Annotated in this window: 10 protein-coding genes; 2 read left to right on the top strand and 8 right to left on the bottom strand. The window is 71.4% G+C overall.

Annotation, left to right across the window (positions count from 1 at the left end; genetic code table 11):
• Positions 1–9 precede the first annotated feature (9 nt).
• A complete protein-coding gene (gene metH, locus ACLQ3B_RS25045) occupies positions 10–3,636 on the top strand; it encodes a methionine synthase (protein ID WP_425783146.1) in 3,627 nt (1,208 codons plus the stop codon).
• 70 nt (positions 3,637–3,706) lie between these two features.
• Here metH and ACLQ3B_RS25040 read toward each other — a convergent pair whose 3' ends face one another.
• From ACLQ3B_RS25040 to ACLQ3B_RS25015, 6 genes are all read right to left on the bottom strand, one after another.
• Positions 3,707–4,789: a branched-chain amino acid aminotransferase gene (locus tag ACLQ3B_RS25040; RefSeq protein ID WP_425783181.1), complete on the bottom strand. Its 1,083-nt coding sequence runs from the start codon at positions 4,787–4,789 to the stop codon at positions 3,707–3,709.
• A 97-nt stretch (positions 4,790–4,886) separates the two neighbouring features.
• Positions 4,887–5,693 (bottom strand): SDR family oxidoreductase, encoded by an 807-nt coding sequence (locus ACLQ3B_RS25035; protein WP_425783145.1) that lies wholly within the window; start codon positions 5,691–5,693, stop codon positions 4,887–4,889.
• A complete protein-coding gene (locus tag ACLQ3B_RS25030; protein ID WP_425783144.1) occupies positions 5,690–6,895 on the bottom strand; it encodes a beta-ketoacyl-[acyl-carrier-protein] synthase family protein in 1,206 nt (401 codons plus the stop codon). Before ACLQ3B_RS25030 ends, ACLQ3B_RS25035 begins: the two co-directional genes overlap by 4 nt.
• On the bottom strand, positions 6,892–7,152 hold the full coding sequence (locus ACLQ3B_RS25025) for an acyl carrier protein (protein WP_425783143.1): 261 nt from the start codon (positions 7,150–7,152) through the stop codon (positions 6,892–6,894). Before ACLQ3B_RS25025 ends, ACLQ3B_RS25030 begins: the two co-directional genes overlap by 4 nt.
• Before the next feature lie 47 nt (positions 7,153–7,199).
• Positions 7,200–8,333, bottom strand: a complete 1,134-nt coding sequence (locus ACLQ3B_RS25020; RefSeq protein ID WP_425783142.1) for a radical SAM protein — start codon at positions 8,331–8,333, stop codon at positions 7,200–7,202.
• Positions 8,334–8,347: 14 nt separating this feature from the next.
• Positions 8,348–9,070: a Phenylacetic acid catabolic protein gene (locus ACLQ3B_RS25015; protein WP_425783141.1), complete on the bottom strand. Its 723-nt coding sequence runs from the start codon at positions 9,068–9,070 to the stop codon at positions 8,348–8,350.
• Positions 9,071–9,170: 100 nt separating this feature from the next.
• Between ACLQ3B_RS25015 and ACLQ3B_RS25010 the strand changes: the two genes are divergently transcribed.
• Entirely contained in the window at positions 9,171–10,973 is a 1,803-nt protein-coding gene (locus tag ACLQ3B_RS25010; protein WP_425783140.1) for a polyketide synthase, read from the top strand.
• 24 nt (positions 10,974–10,997) lie between these two features.
• Here the strand turns inward: ACLQ3B_RS25010 and ACLQ3B_RS25005 are convergent, their stop codons facing one another.
• Both ACLQ3B_RS25005 and ACLQ3B_RS25000 read right to left on the bottom strand, forming a co-directional pair.
• Entirely contained in the window at positions 10,998–11,459 is a 462-nt protein-coding gene (locus tag ACLQ3B_RS25005; protein WP_425783139.1) for a PaaI family thioesterase, read from the bottom strand.
• Positions 11,452–17,622, bottom strand: a complete 6,171-nt coding sequence (locus ACLQ3B_RS25000; protein ID WP_425783138.1) for a type I polyketide synthase — start codon at positions 17,620–17,622, stop codon at positions 11,452–11,454. The genes ACLQ3B_RS25005 and ACLQ3B_RS25000 overlap by 8 nt, the downstream gene beginning before the upstream one ends.
• Between the last annotated feature and the right edge of the window lie 129 nt (positions 17,623–17,751).

Raw genomic sequence — 17,751 nt, 5'->3', positions numbered from 1 at the left:
GGCGGCTGCGTGAGCGCGTTACTCAACCAGGGAAGCGCCGCATCGTCGCTGCGGCAGTTGATGTCGCAGCGTGTTCTGGTGTTGGACGGCGCCTGGGGAACGATGTTGCAGGGCGCGAAGCTCACCGCCGCGGACTATCGAGGCGACCTGATTGTCGACCATCCGCAGGACGTCAGCGGAGATCCCGACCTGCTCAACCTCACCCGGCCGGACCTCATTCTGGACGTACACCGGCGGTATCTGGCCGCCGGCGCCGACATCACCACCACCAATACTTTCACGGCGACGAGCATCGGCCAGGCCGACTACGGACTCCAGTCACTGGTTCGTGAGATGAACGTTCAGGGTGCGCGGCTGGCCCGGCAGGCGGCGGACGAGTTCGGTGGCCGGTTCGTGGCCGGCTCGGTCGGGCCGCTGAACGTGACGCTGTCGCTGTCGCCGCGGGTCGAGGACCCGGCGTATCGCGCCGTCGACTTCGACGAGGTGCGCGCGGCGTACGCGGAGCAGATCTCGGCCCTGGCCGAGGGTGGTGTCGACCTGCTTCTGATCGAGACGATCTTCGACACGTTGAATGCGAAAGCCGCAATAGCCGCAGCCCGTGAGGTCGCGCCGCAGCTGCCGCTGTGGATCTCCGTGACCATCGTCGACCTCAGCGGCCGTACCCTGTCGGGGCAGACCGTGGAAGCTTTCTGGCGCTCGATAGAGCGGGCTGATCCGCTGGTCGTCGGCGTGAACTGCTCGCTGGGCGCGGCCGAGATGCGCCCGCACGTCGAGGAGCTTTCCAAGATCGCCGGAACGTACGTGGCGTGTCACCCCAACGCCGGTCTGCCGAACGCTTTCGGCGGCTACGACCAGACGCCGGAGGAGACCGCCGGCCTGCTCGGCGAGTTTGCCGCGTCCGGCTTGCTCAACATCGCCGGTGGCTGCTGCGGCACCTCACCGGATCACATTGCCCGGATCGTCGCCGCGGTGGCCGGCACACCGCCACGAACGGTTGCCGCCCTGCCGGAAACCACCCGGTTCAGTGGGTTGGAGCCCTTCGCGATCGGACCGGACACCGGGTTCGTGATGATCGGTGAGCGCACCAACGTCACCGGCTCGGCCAAGTTCCGCCGGCTCATCGAGTCGGACAACTATCAGGGCGCGGTCGACGTGGCCCTGGAGCAGGTTCGCGGCGGCGCCAACCTGCTCGACGTCAACATGGACGCGGACCTGCTCGACAGCGAGCGCGCCATGACGACCTTCCTCAATCTCATCGCCACTGAGCCGGAGGTCGCCCGGATCCCAGTGATGATCGACAGCTCGAAGTGGACAGTCCTCGAAGCCGGCCTCAAGTGCGTGCAGGGCAAGGGCGTGGTCAACTCGATCAGCCTCAAGGAGGGCGCGGAGTCGTTCCTGGCTCAGGCCCGCCGGATCCGCGACTACGGCGCCGGCGTGGTGGTGATGGCCTTCGACGAACAGGGTCAGGCCGACACCACCGAACGCAAGGTGTCCATCTGCGGCCGGGCCTACGATCTGCTCGTCGAGCAGGTCGGGTTCGCGTCGGAGGACATCATCTTCGACCCGAACGTCCTCGCGGTCGCCACCGGCATCGCCGAACACAACGGGTACGCGAAGGCGTTCATCGACGCCCTCCCGCTGATCAAGGCGCGCTGCCCGGGTGCCCGCACCAGCGGCGGCATCTCCAACCTGTCGTTCTCCTTCCGAGGCAACGACGTCGTTCGCGAGGCCATGCATTCCGCGTTCCTGTTGCACGCTGTCCGTGCCGGGCTGGACATGGGCATCGTCAACGCCGGCCAGCTCGCGGTGTACGCCGACATCCCCACCGACCTCCTCGAACTCGTCGAGGACGTGATCTTCGACCGGCGCCCGGACGCCACCGACCGTCTGGTCACCTTCGCGTCGACAGTTACCGGTTCCGGCACGAAGCGTGCGGTCGACCTGTCCTGGCGCGAGGCGCCGGTGCACGAGCGGCTGTCGTACGCGCTGGTCCACGGCATCGTCGACTTCATCGAACAGGACACGGAGGAGGCCCGGCAGGGCCTCGCCCGACCCCTCGATGTCATCGAGGGTCCGCTGATGGACGGAATGAAGATCGTCGGCGACCTGTTCGGCGCCGGCAAGATGTTCCTGCCGCAGGTGGTCAAGAGCGCCCGGGTGATGAAGCGCTCGGTCGCCTACCTCGAACCGTTCATGGAGGCCGAGAAGGAGCAGGCCCGCCTGGAGGGCCGGATCGACCCGGGCCGGGGGCAGGGCAAGGTCGTGCTGGCGACCGTGAAGGGCGACGTGCACGACATCGGCAAGAACATCGTCGGCGTGGTCCTGGGCTGCAACAGCTACGAGGTCATCGACCTGGGCGTGATGGTTCCGGCCGGCCGGATTCTGGACGTGGCCGTCGCCGAGGGCGCTGACGCCATCGGTCTGTCCGGCCTGATCACGCCGTCGCTGGACGAGATGGTCACAGTCGGCGCCGAGATGCAGCGCCGCGGCCTCAAGGTGCCCCTGCTGATCGGCGGGGCCACGACATCGCGTCAACACACCGCCGTCCGCATCGCCCCCGCGTACGACGGCACCACCGTGCACGTGCTCGACGCGTCCCGGGTCGTCGGCGTGGTGTCCGACCTGCTCGACGATGGCCGGGCCCGCGAGCTGGACCGCGCCAACCGCGTCGAGCAGGAACAGCTGCGCGAGGCGCACGCCAACCGGCGTTCCCAGCCGATGCTCGGCTTGGCTGAGGCTCGCGCGAACCGCGAGACGGTCGATTTCAGCGACCTGCCGACCCCGGCCTTCACCGGTCGGCGGACGGTTCAGCCCACCCTGCCCGAGCTGCGCGAGATGATCGACTGGCAGTTCCTGTTTCTGGCCTGGGAACTGAAGGGCAAGTTTCCGGCGATCCTGGATCAACCGGTCGCCCGGGAGCTCTACGACGACGCCAACACCCTGTTGGACAAGATCACGAAGGATGACGCCTTCCAGGCCCGGGGCGTCTACGGCTTCTGGCCCGCGCACGCCGAGGGCGACGACATCGTCCTCGGCGACGGGGTGCGCCTGCCGATGCTGCGCCAGCAGACGGTCAAACCGGCCGGCCGCGACAACCGCTGCCTGGCCGACTACGTGGCCCCCGACGGTGACCACCTGGGTGGCTTCGCCGTGACCATCCACGGTGCCGATTCCCTGGCCGCGCACTACGAGGCCCAGCACGACGACTACCGCGCGATCATGGTCAAGGCGCTGGCCGACAGGCTTGCCGAGGCCTTCGCCGAGTACATCCACCTGAAGGCCCGCCGCGACTGGTTCGAGCCACACTCCACGCCGGACCTCGCCGACCTGCACGCCGAACGCTTCCGAGGCATCCGACCGGCGCTCGGCTACCCCGCCAGCCCGGACCACAGCGAGAAGCGGGAACTGTTCGACCTGCTGAAGGCCGCCGAGCTCGGCATCGGCCTGACGGAGTCCTTCGCGATGACGCCGGCAGCCAGCGTCAGTGGGCTGATCTTCGCCCACCCGGCGGCCAAATACTTCACGGTGGGCCGTATCGGCAAGGACCAGATCGAAGACTACGCCGCCCGCCGCGCCATGAGCGTCGCCGACGTCGAGCGGTGGCTGCGGCCCAATCTGGCCTATGAACCGTCCTGACGGGCGCACCGGCTAGGACGGAGCGCCACGCCGGTGGTCTGCGCGGCTACACGGGGTGCTCCGGGGCCCGTCAGAGAACGCGCCGCATCCAGCCGAACGGGTCCTGCGCACGGCCGTGTTGAATGTCGAGCAGGTGCTCGCGGAGGGCCATGGTGGTCTTGCCCGGCTCGCCGTCGGCCACCTTGACCTCGAAGCCGTCACCGTTGAAGCCGATGATCGGCGTGATGACGGCGGCCGTGCCGGCTGCGAAGACCTCGGTGACGGTGCCGTCGGCGCAGCGTTGACGCAGCTCGGTGAGGCTCACCCGGCGCTCGACCGGGGTCAGTCCGTGGCGGTCGGCAAGCCGCAGGATGCTGTCGCGCGTGATGCCCTCGAGGATGGTGCCCAGGCCAGGCGTGACCAGCTCGTGGTCTGCCGTGACCATGAACATGTTCATGGTGCCGGACTCCTCGAGCCACTCGTGCTCGACGCCGTCGACGTACATCACCTGGTCGCAGCCGTGGTCACGCGCCTCCAGCTGCGCTGCCAGGCTGCTGGCGTAGTTGCCGCCGCACTTGGCCGCACCGGTGCCGCCCGGCGCCGCGCGGGTGTAGTTGGTGCTCACCCACAGCCGAACCCCGGAGACGCCCCCCTGGAACAGTCCGGCGACCGGACACGCGATCACGCAGTACGTGATCTCCGCGGCCGGGCGCACGCCGAGGAAGCCCTCGGAGGCGAACATGAACGGGCGCAGGTAGAGGCTCTCCTCACCGCCGTACGCCGGGACCCAGGGCTCATCCTGGCGGACCAGCTCGGTGACGCTGGTCAGGAAGGTCTCCTCGTCGAGCAGGGGCAACGCCAGCCGCTCGGCCGACCGGGCGAAGCGCGCCGCGTTGGCCTCCGGACGAAACAGCCACAGGCTGCCGTCGGCGTGCCGGTACACCTTCAGACCCTCGAAGATCTCCTGGGCGTAGTGCAGCACCGCCGCGCTCGGGTGCAGCGAGAAGTTCTGCAGCTTGCCGATCCGGTGGTCGGACCAGCCTGCCTCTGGCGTCCATACCGCCGTCGCCATGTGGTCGGTGAAGACCCGGCCGAAACCCGGCTCGGCCATCAGGGCCTTGCGCTCGGCCTCAGGAAGCGGACTGTCGGATGGAACAACGGTGAAGGTCGCCATGAACGAGAGTTTAGTAGCGAGCGATCGGCAAGTCACGACGCTGTGCGACGCTCGCGAGTACCGAAGGTGGCGGACGCCCGGAGCGCGGTGTCGGCGGTTATTGCCGGGATGGTTTCCCGATGCCGCCGGCAACGGCGTGGGTGCCGCCGTCGGCGTGCACGATCTGGCCCGACGTGCTGCGCGACCAGTCCGACAGCAGGAAGAGTACGGCACCCACCACCTGCTCCGGGTCGGCGCGGTCCCAGCCCAGCGGAGCCCAGTCCTCGTAGTAGCGAGCCAGGTCGTCGAAGCTCGGCACCGCCTGTGCGGACACGGTGAGCAGGGGACCGGAGGCGACCAGGTTGGCGCGTACGCCGTGGCGTCCGGCGTACAGGGCGGTGTAGCGGGTCGCCGCGTCCAGCGCCGCCTTGTAGACGCCCATCCAGTCGTATCCCGGTAACGCGCGGGCGCTGTCGACCGTTAGGCCCACCACGCTGCCCCCGCCCGGTGCCGCCGACAGCAGCGGCAGCAACGCGGCCGTGAGCTGCTGGAAGGAAGCGACCGAGACCCGGAACCCGGCCTCGAGCGCGGCGACGCCGGTGTCGAGGAACTGGCCGCCGAGCGCCGTAGGCTCAGCCGCGGCAATGCAGTGCACCGCCCCGTCGAGGCGGCCGCCATCGGCGGCCAGAGCCTGGGCGAGCTGATCGAACATCTCGGGCCGGGTGACGTCGAGCTCGTGCAGCTCGGCGGGCTCGGGCAGCAGCGCGGCGGCCTTGCGGGCCAGGCGCGCCGCCCTGCCGAACGAGGTGAGCACCACCTGCGCGCCGTGCCGCTGCAACGCGGCTGCGGCGTGCCAGGCGATCGACTCCTCGTTGAGGACCCCGGTCACCAGGTAACGGCGGCCGGTGAACGACGGTCCGGTCATTGCTGCATTTCCCCGTTCGGTGTGGCGGCCAGCGCGAGCACCGAGTTGTGCCCGCCGAAGCCGAAGGAGTTCGACAGCGCGATGCGTCCACGAGGCCCGGCGGGGACGGCGACGGCGTGCCGCGGCAGGTGCAGCGGGCCCAGCTCGGGGTCGGGGCGGGTCAGGCCACAGGTCGGCAGGGCCAGGCCCTGGTTGAGAGCCAGCACGGTGAGGATCGCCTCGACCGCGCCGCCCGCGCCGAACAGGTGACCGGTGGCGGCCTTGGTCGACGAGACCGGGACCTCGGCGAGCCGCTCGCCGAACTCGCGGCGCAGCGCATGGATTTCGTTCTCGTCGTTGAGCTTGGTGCCCGTGCCGTGCGCGTTGACGTAGCAGACGTCGTCGGCGCGCAGACCCGCGTCGGCGAGGGCGCGGTGAATCGCGATCGAGGCGGGCTCGGCACCGGGCGGCGAGGCAGTGAGATGGTACGCGTCGGAGCTGGCCCCGTAGCCGAGGATGAGGCCGAGCACGGGCGCCCCGCGACTGACGGCGTTGGAAAGGCGCTCCAACACCAGCACGCCAGCGCCCTCGCCCATGACGAAGCCGTCGCGGTCGGCGCCGAAGGGTAGGCACCGCCCGGTCTCCGAGAGCGCTCCCGCGGCTCGGAACGACTCGCGTACCCGGGGCACCAGGGCTGCCTCCGCCCCGCCGACCACGGCCGCCCGCGCCTGACCGCTGCGCAGTGCGCGCAGTCCGGCGCCAACGGCCTGTGCGCCGGCGGCGCAGGCGCCGCCCACCGCGTACGACTCGCCGCGCAGACCGAGCCGCATGCACAGGGCCGCGGCGGCGCCGTTGGCCATCATGAGCGGCACCGTCAGCGCGGACGGCTCATCGGCGGGGCCGCCCTGCGCGGTGCCGAACCACTCGACCCCGCCCAGGCCTGTGCCGACAGCGCAGAAGATCTCGTCCGCGTCGTACGGCAGCTCGGCCCAGCCGGCCTGGGTGGTGGCCTCGACAGCGGCGGTGACCGCGAACTGGGTGAACCGTGCGTACCGGCGGTATTCGCGGCGGGACATCAGGTCGTCGGCGCGGAAGTCCACGCAGGGCCCTTCGCCGCTGACGATCCCGCTCGCCCCGGCCAGCACGCCGTCGACCAGCACACGGGCGCCGACGCCGAAGGGACTGACGGCGCCGACGCCCGTGATCGCTACCGGGTCGATCAAGAGGCGGTGCTGGGCTCGGCGGCGCCGGCGACGACCAGGTCCACGAGCTGGCCGAGGGTCGAGTCGGTGAGGCTGCTGCGCGAGAGGGTCACTCCGAACTCGCGCTTGATGGCTGTCATCATCTCGGCCGCGTCGAGGGAGTCGATCTCCAGCTCGTCGAACCTGGTGTCAACGGTGACCGGTTCCTCCACCGCGCACTCGATCAGCTCCCGGCGGATCAGGTCCATGACGGCATCAGGGGTGGGCATGGCTGCCATTTAGCTCTTCTCCTTGTAACGGACGTACTGCTGGGCTGGCGTAACGGTCAAGCGACCGGGGTGGGGTCACGGCGCGCGAAGCTCGGCGACTGGCGCTGCGACCAGTACCACTGGCGCCAGTAGCTCTCGGCCAGGTCGAGCCACATTTCGAACCGCTCGACCGAGTCGAGGAACCGGTTGGAGCTGACCATCAGCCAGCTGTAGACGGCCTGGCTGTCCCGGCAGCCGTCGCAGTCGCCGGAGGTGCAGCAGAACTGCAGAGTCTCGTAGTCGGCGCCGAACACGGCGAAGCCGTCCAGAGTGGGGTTGCCGTTGGTGACGCGCTGGGCGTGCTCCGGCAGGTCGACGCTGATGCTCGGGCAGACGTCGTAGCCGAACCGGCCGCCCCAGTGGCCGCGGCCGGTGATGAGCGCCTCGATGAAGTACGGGTGGGACACGACCGTCTCGGGGAACTTCGCCTTCGCTTCGAGCGCCTTGGCCAGCGTGCGCTGCTCGTTGTCGATGCGCAGCGGGTGGTCCGAGCCGTGGGCGCTGTAGAAGTTGAACGTCACCTGGTTGCCGTTGTCCTCGATGGCCCGGACGGTCGGCTCGATGAACTCCAGGCCGTCCTCGGAGAGCGCGAACACGAACGTCACCCGGGGGTCGTTGCGGTAGTGCCGCAGCGCCGTGCCGAACAGGCCGGTGAAAGACGAACCGTTGGGGCGCCAGGACCGCAGGTCGTCGTCGAGCGGCCCGCCGCCGAACAGGCTGACGCCGATGGCGACGTTCTCGAATCCGGCCATCGGCAACGGGCGCAGGCCGTTTGTGGAGATGGTCAGGTACGGCAGCCGCTCAGCGAACGGAACGACCCGGTTGAGCACGATTGTGGGCTCGCCGCCGATGAGCGTGGCCTGGGTGTAGCCGTCCGCCACGAGCTTGTCGGCGAAGGCGGTTATCTCCTCGATGCTCGATGTCTCGCGGACGGCCGAGTCGAAGCCGCCCTCGAAGTACCAACAGCCCTTGCAGCGGATGTTGCAGGTGTTCGTCAGGTGGATCTCGCAGGCGCGCACCCGCCGGCCCATGTCACGGACGACGGCGAGGCGCTCCTCCAGGTCGGGGCGGTCGGCGAGCAGCTCACGCAGGCGCAACTTGGCGTCGCGACGCGACGGCGCGGGTGGGTTGATGAAAACCGGAGTGGGCATGGTGGCATCCAATGTCAGCAGTTCGGCACGGTCAGGCCGAGGTTGAGAACCCGGGGGCCGACCCGCTCACGCCATTGATCGAGGGCCTCCCCGTTCGTGGTCTGGCGCAGGCCGTAGCGCACCGCCTGCTTGGATCGCTCCGAGTGCGGGCTGCCGAACAGGCCGACGAACATGGGCCACAGCCGGTCGAGCGCGTACTGCAGCTCCGCGCGGCCCTCGGCCGTCTGGGACAGATTGCGGCAAACGCGGGCGCCGTGCGCGATATGGATCTTCTCGTCCTGGATGATTGTGCGGACGGCCTCGGCCCACGGCTTGTAACTGCTGTGGGCGAACTCCTTGATCATGATCAGGGCCGTCTCCTCGCCGATGTAGGAGTAGATGCCGCGCTCGGCCCACGTGGTGCACGTGTGCATGCGCTGGTCGGCGAAAAGGGTGCGTTCCTCGAACTTCTGCGTCTCCATGTGCGTGGTGTCGACGCCAATGTCGGCCAGGATCCGCTTGCCGATCTTGTAGTGGTCGTACTCCTCCGTGGCGCGCTCGACACACACCTGACGCTCCTCGGCCGACGGCGCCAACGGGAGGAACACCAGGGCGTAGTCATCCGCGCCGGACAGCTCGCCCTCGGTATTGATCATTATCTGGCTGATGAGCATTTTCTTGTAGTCCCGAGGCATTCGGGAGAACTCATCCGGGGTTCGTACGACGACTTCTTCGTCGTCGAGAATCGCCTGTTTCATGCGTGTGCCTCTCACTCAGAGACCACCCTGAAGTGGCGCACCAATGCGCTGTGGTGGCCTGATCCCCCAGTCACGCGCGCCTATGCCCGGGCAGGCCGGCGTGCTCGAAGCCATCGACGTATTAGTCTACATGCGAACCGTAATCGCGCAGTCCCTCTCTGTCAGTCCTGAAAGGACATCCATGCCAGATACTGATGCGGAGCCGAACGGACCGCTGCGCCGCGCCATGACCACCATCGCCGCACTGCGCCGACAGCTCGCGGCGGCCACGCCCGACCGGCGCATCGCGATCGTGGGTCAGGCGGTGCGCGCGCCCGGCGGCATCACCGACGTCGAGGCGTACTGGCAGGCGCTGCTGGACCGGCGGGACCTCACCGGGGAGCCGCCGTCCGACCGGCGCCCGCCCGGCCCGTCTGAAGTCGGGCCTCAGCTGCCCGAACAGGGCGGCTGGCTGCACGGCGCACTCGATTTCGACGCGCCGTTCTTCGACATGTCTCCGCGCGAGGCGCGATCCACCGACCCGCAGCATCGCCTGCTGCTGGAAGTCACCTGGGAGGCGTTCGAGAACGCCGGAATCCGGCCCGCGGACCGAGGTGCCAGCACTGGCGTGTTCGTGGGTATCACCGGCCAGGACTACCGCAGCTGGGCGGACGGGGAGCCGACCGCGCACTGGACCGTCGGCAACGGGCACAGCTTCGCGGCGGGCCGCCTGGCGTACACCCTCGATTTCAGGGGGCCGGCGGTGGCGCTGGACACCGCGTGTTCTTCGTCACTGTCGGCTTTGCACACCGCGTGTTCATCGCTGCTGACCGGCGACTGTGAGGTGGCGGTGGCGGCGGCGGTGAACCTGGTGCTGTCGCCGCGGTCGACGCTGGAGATCAGTAAGACCGGTGCGCTCTCGCCGAACGCGCGCTGCCGGCCGTTCGACGCCCTGGCCAACGGGTTCGTCCGTGGCGAGGGCTGCGGCGCGCTGGTGCTCAAGCGGCTGGCCGACGCGGAGGCGGACGGCGATCGGATCCTGGCGGTCGTCGAGGCCACCGCGCTCAACCAGGACGGCCGCTCCTCCGGCTTCACCGCGCCCAACGTCGCGGCGCAGGCCCGCCTGATCGAGCAGGTTCTGGCGCGGGCAGGGCGCGCGCCGGCCGACATCGGCTACCTGGAGACCCACGGCACGGGCACGTCGCTGGGTGACCCGATAGAGCTGGAGGCGGTCGCCGAGGCGCTCGGGCGCCGCTCGGGCGGACGCCGGCTGCACCTCGGCTCGGTCAAGGCCAACGTGGGCCACGCCGAGGCCGCGGCCGGTCTCCTCGGGCTGATCAAGGCGGTGGAGGCGTTGCGGCGGCGCCAGATCCCGCCGCAGGCGCAGTTCAGCACGCTGAACCCGCGCATCGACCTCGCCGGCACCGCCATGACGATCCCGACCGAGCCGGTCGACTGGGACGGTGAGCTGGGCCCCTGCGCCATGGTGAGCTCGTTCGGCATGAGCGGCACCAACGCCTCGGTCATTCTGAGCCTCCGGGCCGGCGCCGACGAGGCTGGCCCCGTCGCGGAGCCGGCGCCGGGACTGCTCGTGTCGGCGCGCACCGAGGCGGCCCTGGCCGAGCTTGCCGGCGCCTACGCTGAGGCGCTGGCCTCGGTCGACGTCGCGCAGTACGCGGCGTTCGCGCAGACCGCGACCTTCGGCCGCGCCCGGCATGCCGCGGCCGCCTGGGTCGACGCCGCCGACCCGGCGACGGCCATCGCCGGGCTGACGGCGCTGGCAGCCGGCCGGGACGATCCCCGCGTCCAACCGCTCAAGCCGGATGAGCCCGTCCCGTGGACCGCGCCGGCGCGCCACGTCGCCACCGTGCCCACCTACCCCTGGCAGCGCACGACGTACTCCGTCGCGGCCGCACGCGCGTGAGCCGTCAACGGCGCGGCGGTCCGGTCAATCCACGGCCGCCAGGGCGGTCCGGGCCGCACGCGCCGGGACGGCGAACTGCAGGGTCGCCACCGCGACGAGCACGCCGTCGCCGGTCACCTCCGCGCACATCACCGCCTTGCGCATGCCCAGGCGCAGGAGCCGCACCTGAACCGTCAGCGGCGCCGGCCGCACCGCCTCCAGAAACTCGACGCTGCACGACGACAGGGTCGCCGTGGGGACATGTCCGACGTAGCCGTTGACGGTCGCGTACGCGGCCACGTCCATCGCCGCGAAGAGCGCAGGGCCTGAGACGGTCCCGCCCTGACGCTGGCTCAGCGCGTGCGCCGCCACCGCGAAGATCAAGGCGTCGGCCTCGACTGACACCAGCCGGATGCCATCCACCACCGAGATCGAATTCTCCAGGAGCTGCTGGATCTCGACCGGGGTCAGCCGCAGTGCGGGTGCGGTGCCCGTCCCTTCAGCCACGGTCACTCCTCTCGCCGGTACGCGCGTCGCCCAGCATGCCGGTCAGCGCCGTGCCGAGCTCGCCGACGGTGGTGAACTTCCACAGCAGGGTGGGGCTCAACCGCAACCCGACCCGTGATTCGAGCAGATTGCGCAGCTCCAGGGACATCAGCGAATCCAATCCGAGCGATTTCAACGGTATGTCGCTCTCCAGGTGCGTGGACTGGATGCGCAGCACCGAAGCCGCCGCGGTGCGCACGATGCCCTCCACCTCATGGCGCAGCGCCGCGTCGTCCAGCCCGCGCAGCGCCCCAACGGCCATGTGCCCGGCGGCAGCGGCGTCCTGCCGCTGCTCCAGCAGCGGCCGCCAGCTCGCCAGCGATGCCGTGGCCGGATAGCTGTCCACCCACCGGCGTACGTCAAGCGTCGCCCGGGCCACCACCGCCTCGCCGTTCTGCAGGAACCTTGTCAGCGCCGGCCAGCACTCGGCCACCGAGATGCCGTCCAGGCCCCGGTCACCGAGGCGATCACCGCGTACGCTCGCCGCAGCCGCCAGGCCGACATCGCGCACCGGTCCCCACTGAACGCTCAAGGCGGCCAGCCCTTCGTGGCGACGCGCGTACGCCAGCCCGTCCAGGTACGCGTTGGCCGCGGCGTACGCGGCCTGCCCCGGCGAGCCGACGTACGCGGCGACGGACGAGAAGAGTACGAACAACTCGATCGCGTCGTCGCGGGTCAGCCTGTCCAGGTGCGCCGCGCCGTCGGCCTTGCCGGCGAACACCGCCCGCAGCTCGTCCCCGTTCAGTGACGCGATGGTGGCGTCGCGCAGCACACCGGCCGCGTGCAGTACGCCACACAACGGCGGCATCGAGGCGCGCACCCGTGCCAGGACCGCGGCCAGCTCCTGCTCGTCGCCGACGTCGGCGCCGAACACCTCGACGTGGCAACCCTGCTCGCGTAGCCCGTCCAGTCGCGCCGCGGCCTGCGTCGACGGCGCCGAGCGGCCCACCAGGGCCAGGTGTCGCGCACCGCGCTCGGCGAGAAACTCCGCGGCAGACAGGCCCAGCGCACCCAGGCCGCCCGTGATCAGATAGGTCCGGTCCGCGTCGAAGCGCCCATCGGCCGACGGTCGGGGTGCCACGGTGCCCGCCCCGAGGGCCGGGTCGACCACCACGAGCTTGCCGGTGTGTCGGCCGGTGGACATCGCGCGAAACGCGAGGTCGACCTCGTCGAAGCCGTACTCCGTCACCGGCAGTGTCGGCAGACGGCCCGCAGTGATCTCGGCCCACACCTCGGCCAGGACGGCGGCGATCCGGTCCGGTCGCCGCCGCAGCAGACCCGCGACGTCCACCGCGGACAGCGTGACCGCCTTGGCGAACGGCGCCAGCTCCAGCGCGGCGCCACCGTGGATGTCGCGCTTGCCGAGCTCGACGAACCGGCCGTCGTCGGCGAGCACCTCCAGGCCGAGGCCGATCCCGCGCCCGGCCAGCGAGTTGAGCACCACGTCGACGCCCTGCGGCGCGACCCGGCGCACCTCGTCAGCCCAGTCGGTGCCGCGCGAGTCGAAGACGTGCGTCACCCCCAGCCCGCGCAGCAGCTCGCGCTTGTCCTCGTTGCCCGCGGTGGCCAGCACGACCCCACCCCGAAGGCGCGCCACGTGCAGGGCGGCCAGGCCGAAGCCGCCGGCCGCGGAGTGAATCAGCACGGTCTCGCCGGGGCGTATCCGGGCCACGTCGATCAGGGCGTGCCAGGCGGTGACATACACCATCGGCAGCGCGGCCGCGTCGGCCTCGGACATGCCCGCCGGTACCGGCCGGGCAAGGCGCGCGTCGATCTCGACGTGGGAGGCCAGCGCGGCGGGGCCGCACCCGATCACCCGGTCACCGACGGCCACGTCCGTGACGCCTGCCCCGACGGCCGTCACGGTGCCCGCGCAATCCAGCCCGAGCAGCGCGGCGTCGTCCGCGGAGTCCGGGTAGGCCCCCAGCACCTTCAGCACGTCGATGAAGTTCAGCGAGGCGGCGCTGACCGCGATCGTGAGCCGGCCCGGTCCTGGCTCGGCCGGCGGAGCAAGCTGCCGGGTGACGGTGTCGATCCGGCCCGGGACCTCGGCCACGACCCGGAACGGCTGCGGTGCCGCGCTCACCAGCCGAGCGGGCTCGACGGCGGGCCCGCGTCCCGCGCGGCGGCGTCCGGCGAAGCGGGCGGTGCCGCGCAGCGCCACGAGGTCGTCCGCGTCGCCGTGCAGCAGCTCAGCCCTGAGCGCGGCCGGGTCGGGCGCGGCATCCACGTCGATCAGCCGTAGGCCCAGGTGCGGATGCTCGTTCTGCGCCACGGCGACCAGGCCCGTGACCATCGCCGCGCCCGGGTCGACGCGGTCGCCGCCGGGCGTCGGCAGGGCGTCGCGGGTGACCACCGTCAGCGCCGTCCTGCCGGCGGTGGCCAGCGCGGCAATGAGGCGGGACAGCGAGAGCAGGCCGTCGCGCTGCCGGTCGGCCCCGGCCGACCGGTCGGGGGCGACGAACACGGCGTGGTCCGCGTGTTCGAGCCACGCGTCGGCGCGGTCCTCGGCGACCCGCACCGTCGCCTCGGGCATCGCGGCGGCGAGGGCCTGCACCAGCTCGGACGGGTACGGCCCGCACAGCACCGTGCGGTTGGCGACTCGCCCGTCCTGAGCCGGCGCCAGCTCGACCGGTTCCAGTTCGAGCCCGTACACCCCGTCGACGGCGCGCGGTGCGCCGCCGGACAGCGGAGCCAGTCGCAGGCCGCCGACGCGGGCCACGATCTGACCGTTGTCATCGGTGGCGAGCAGCCGGAAGTGCCGCGGCTCGGTGCGCCACGCGTACACGATGAGTTCCCGCACCGGCGCCGCACCGGGCCGCAGCGCAACCTCGTCGATCGCGGCGGGCACCTCGGCGTCGCCGTCGGGATCCGCGGCGAGCGCGGCCTGGAGGACGCCGTCCCACAGCACTGGGTGCAGCACGCCAGGGAAGGCGGCGACGCCCTCCGGTACGGCGACCGACACCACTGCCGCACCGGCGCGCCGCCGCACGGACCGCACGCTCCGAAAGGCCGGGCCGTAGTCGAGCCCGCGCGCGGCGCAGTCGGCGTAGAAGGCCTCCACCGGCATCGGATCCAGGCCGTCGGGCGTCTCGGGCGTGCCGGTGAGCTGGTCCGACGGAGTCGCGACGATGGCCCGGCAGAGCTCGGTACGGGCGGCCACACCACCCTCGCGGCCGAGGGAGGCGATGGAGAGCCCGGCGTCGGGTCGACAGGTCACCGCGAGGTCGGTGCCGTCGGTCTCCACCGCGAGCGGCTCGGCGAAGACCACGTCGCGCAGGGCCGGTGCCGCCTCGGCGCCCGTCGCGGCGGCGGCCAGAGCGACGCCGATGTGGCCGCCCGCGGGAAAGACGGGCAGGCCGCCGACGCGGTGGTCCGCCAGCCACGGGTGGGCCGCCAGGCCGGTCGTGAGTACGGCCTGCGACACGCCCGCCACGGCCGTCGGCAGGGTGGCCAGGTCACTTGTCACGACCCGGCCCGCGGCCGGTTGCGGGGGCACCCAGTAGGACTCGCGCTGGAACGGATACGGCGGCGGGCAGACCACCGGGCGACGCGCCGGCCGCGCCCCGAGCGCGCCGAGTCCGGCAACCCAGGCCCGGGCGAAGGCGGCGCCCAGGTCGGTCGCCGTGCCGGCGTCGCGCCGCAGCGTCGGCAGCACCGACACCGGGCGTGCACCGCGCACGGGCATCCGGCCCAGTACGCCGGCCAGCACCGGGTGCGCGCTCATCTCCAGCACGTGGGTCAGCCCGTCGTCGGTCAGTGTCGCCATCGCGTCGCCGAACCGTACGGGCTGACGCAGGTTGCGCGCCCAGTAGGCCGCGTCCAGTTCCGGACCGTCCGGGCGGCTCAGCGTGACGGTGGACAGCATGGGGACCTCGGCCCGCCGCGGGGCGAGGCCCGAGAGCGCCGAGCGGATGCCGGGCAGTAGCGGGTCCACCTGAGGGCTGTGCGAGGCGTAGTCGACGTCCACCAGGCGGCAGAAGACGTCCTCGGCGCCCAGAATCTCCTTCAGCAGCAGCACCGAGTCGGTGTCGCCGGACAGTACGGTCGAGCCGGTGCCGTTGTCGACGGCGATCGATACCAGCTCCTCGAAACCCTGCAGTGCCTCGACCGCGGCGTCGCCGTCGAGCTCGACGGCGAGCATCCGGCCGTGCCCGGCGATGGAGCGCAACAGGGTGCTCCGGCGGGCCACCACGGCGGCGCCATCGGTCAGGGACAGAATCCCGGCGACGGTCGCGGCGGCGATCTCGCCCTGACTGTGCCCGACCACGACATCCGGGTGTACGCCCGCCGCCCGCCACGCCGCGGCCAGCGACACCGACATCGCCCACAACGCGGGCTGTACGCGGTCGACCCGGTCGAGCCAGGCCTGCCGCCGCGGGTCGCAGACGTCCTCGCGCAGGTCCCAGTCCAGTTCAGACCGCAGCGCCTCGGCGCAGCGGTCGAGGCTGTCGGTGAACGCCTCGTCGCGGCCGTACACGCCGGCCGCCATGCCGGGCCACTGGCTGCCCTGGCCGGGGAAGACGAACGCGACAGTGCCGACCGGCGCGGCCCGGCCCCGGCTGAGCACTGTGCCGCGGGCGCCGACCGCGTCGGCGGCCGGCTCGTCGCCCGCAGCGAGCAGCTCGGCGAGGTCCGCGGTCAGATCCGCGCCCACCAGCTCGGGTGGCACCACGAGGGCGAGCCGCTCGGCGAACTGGTCTCGCCGCCAGGCCAGGGCATCGGCCAGGTCGGCAACGTCCGCGGCCGACCGCAGGCGGCCGAGCAGCGCCGCGGTGTCCGTCACCCGTTCCGTCAGCGCCGCCGCCGTGTGGCCGCTCAGCAGCACCCGCGCGGGCAGGTCCGTCGTGCGCGGCTCGGGCTCGGCCGCAGCGGCCGGCGGCCCAGTGAGGACCACATGCGCGTTCGTGCCACCCCAGCCGAACGAGTTGACGCCGAAGTAGGCCGGCCCCTCGGCGGGCAGCGGCACCGCCGTACGAGCCACCGTGACGCCCAGGGCCGCGAAGTCGATGTCGGGGTTGAGCTGCTCGGCGTGCAGGCTGGCGGGGATGCGCCCGTGCCCGATCGCGAGCACCACCTTGATGAGCCCGGCCAGGCCGGCGGCCGGTTCAAGGTGGCCGATGTTGGACTTCACCGACCCGATGAGCAGCGGGGAGTCCGTGCCGGGGCGGCCGAGCACCTGCCCGAGGGCGCCGGCCTCGGCCGGGTCGCCGCGGCGGGTGCCGGTGCCGTGGGCCTCGACGTACATGACCTCCCGCTTCGGGATGCCGTGGCCGTCGTAGACGTCCCGCAGCAGCTGCGCCTGGGCGGCGGGGTTCGGGGTGACCAGACTGGCGCCGCCGCCGTCGTTGTTGACGGCGCTGGCCCGGATCACCGCGCGGATGCGGTCGCCGTCGCGCAGCGCCGCCGCCAGGGTCTTGAGGTGCACCGCCGCGACGCCCTCGCCGCGCACGAACCCGTCGGCGCCCGCGCCGAAGGCCCGGCAAAGCCCGGTCGGCGACAGACCGCCGAACCGCGTCAGCCCCTCGCTGGTCTCCGGCGTCAGGATCAGGTTGGAGCCGCCCACCAGCGCGTCGGCGCACTCGCCGCGAGCCAGCGACTGGCAGGCGAGGTGCACGGCCACCAGCGACGACGAGCAGCTGCTCTCCACCGTCAGGCTCGGGCCGTTCAGGCCCAGGAAGTACGACACCCGTGCCGACACGATGTCCAGTGAGTTGCCGACGATGCTGTGCGGCGTGGCCGGCTCACCGGCGCGGTGGCGCAGCAGCTCGTAGTCGTGCCAGAGCCCGCCCATCCACACACCGGTACGCGAGCCGCGCAGGTCGGCGGCGCGGGTGGCGGAGTCCTCCAGGGCGCGCCACACGGTCTCCAGCATGAGGCGCTGTTGCGGGTCGAGCACGGCGGCCTCGCGCGGCGAGATGCCGAAGAAGGTCGCGTCGAAGCGGTCGACGGAGGGCAGGAAGCTGCCCATCGTCGGCACGTCGGCCGGGGCGTGCGCCAGTTCCGCCCGTTGTGGCGGGCGGTCGCTGATGCTGTGTTCGCCGGCGTCGAGCAGCCGCCAGAACTCCTCCAGATCGGAGCAGGGACCCAGTTGCGCTGCCAGGCCGACTATTGCGATGGGCACATACGAATCAGACACAATCGTCCCTCGTTCGGTCACTCACCGCGCCCAACCATAGATGAGCATCGGGAGTGACGTGGCCCGCCGAGCGTGGCCTCCCGAATGTCGGAATTGGACATTCAGCATTCACAC

The organism is Micromonospora sp. DT53, assembly GCF_049841535.1.
Taxonomy (GTDB): Bacteria; Actinomycetota; Actinomycetes; order Mycobacteriales; family Micromonosporaceae; genus Micromonospora.
The sequence above is the reverse complement of the archived record's forward strand: the minus strand, read 5'-3'. Positions and strand labels throughout refer to the sequence as shown.

Coding starts and splice junctions, on each gene's coding strand:
- ACLQ3B_RS25015 (WP_425783141.1), bottom strand. CDS start 9,070: ATGAAACAGGCGATTCTCGACGACGAAGAAGTCGTCGTACGAACCCCG.
- ACLQ3B_RS25040 (WP_425783181.1), bottom strand. CDS start 4,789: ATGGCGACCTTCACCGTTGTTCCATCCGACAGTCCGCTTCCTGAGGCC.
- ACLQ3B_RS25025 (WP_425783143.1), bottom strand. CDS start 7,152: ATGGCAGCCATGCCCACCCCTGATGCCGTCATGGACCTGATCCGCCGG.
- ACLQ3B_RS25035 (WP_425783145.1), bottom strand. CDS start 5,693: ATGACCGGACCGTCGTTCACCGGCCGCCGTTACCTGGTGACCGGGGTC.
- ACLQ3B_RS25020 (WP_425783142.1), bottom strand. CDS start 8,333: ATGCCCACTCCGGTTTTCATCAACCCACCCGCGCCGTCGCGTCGCGAC.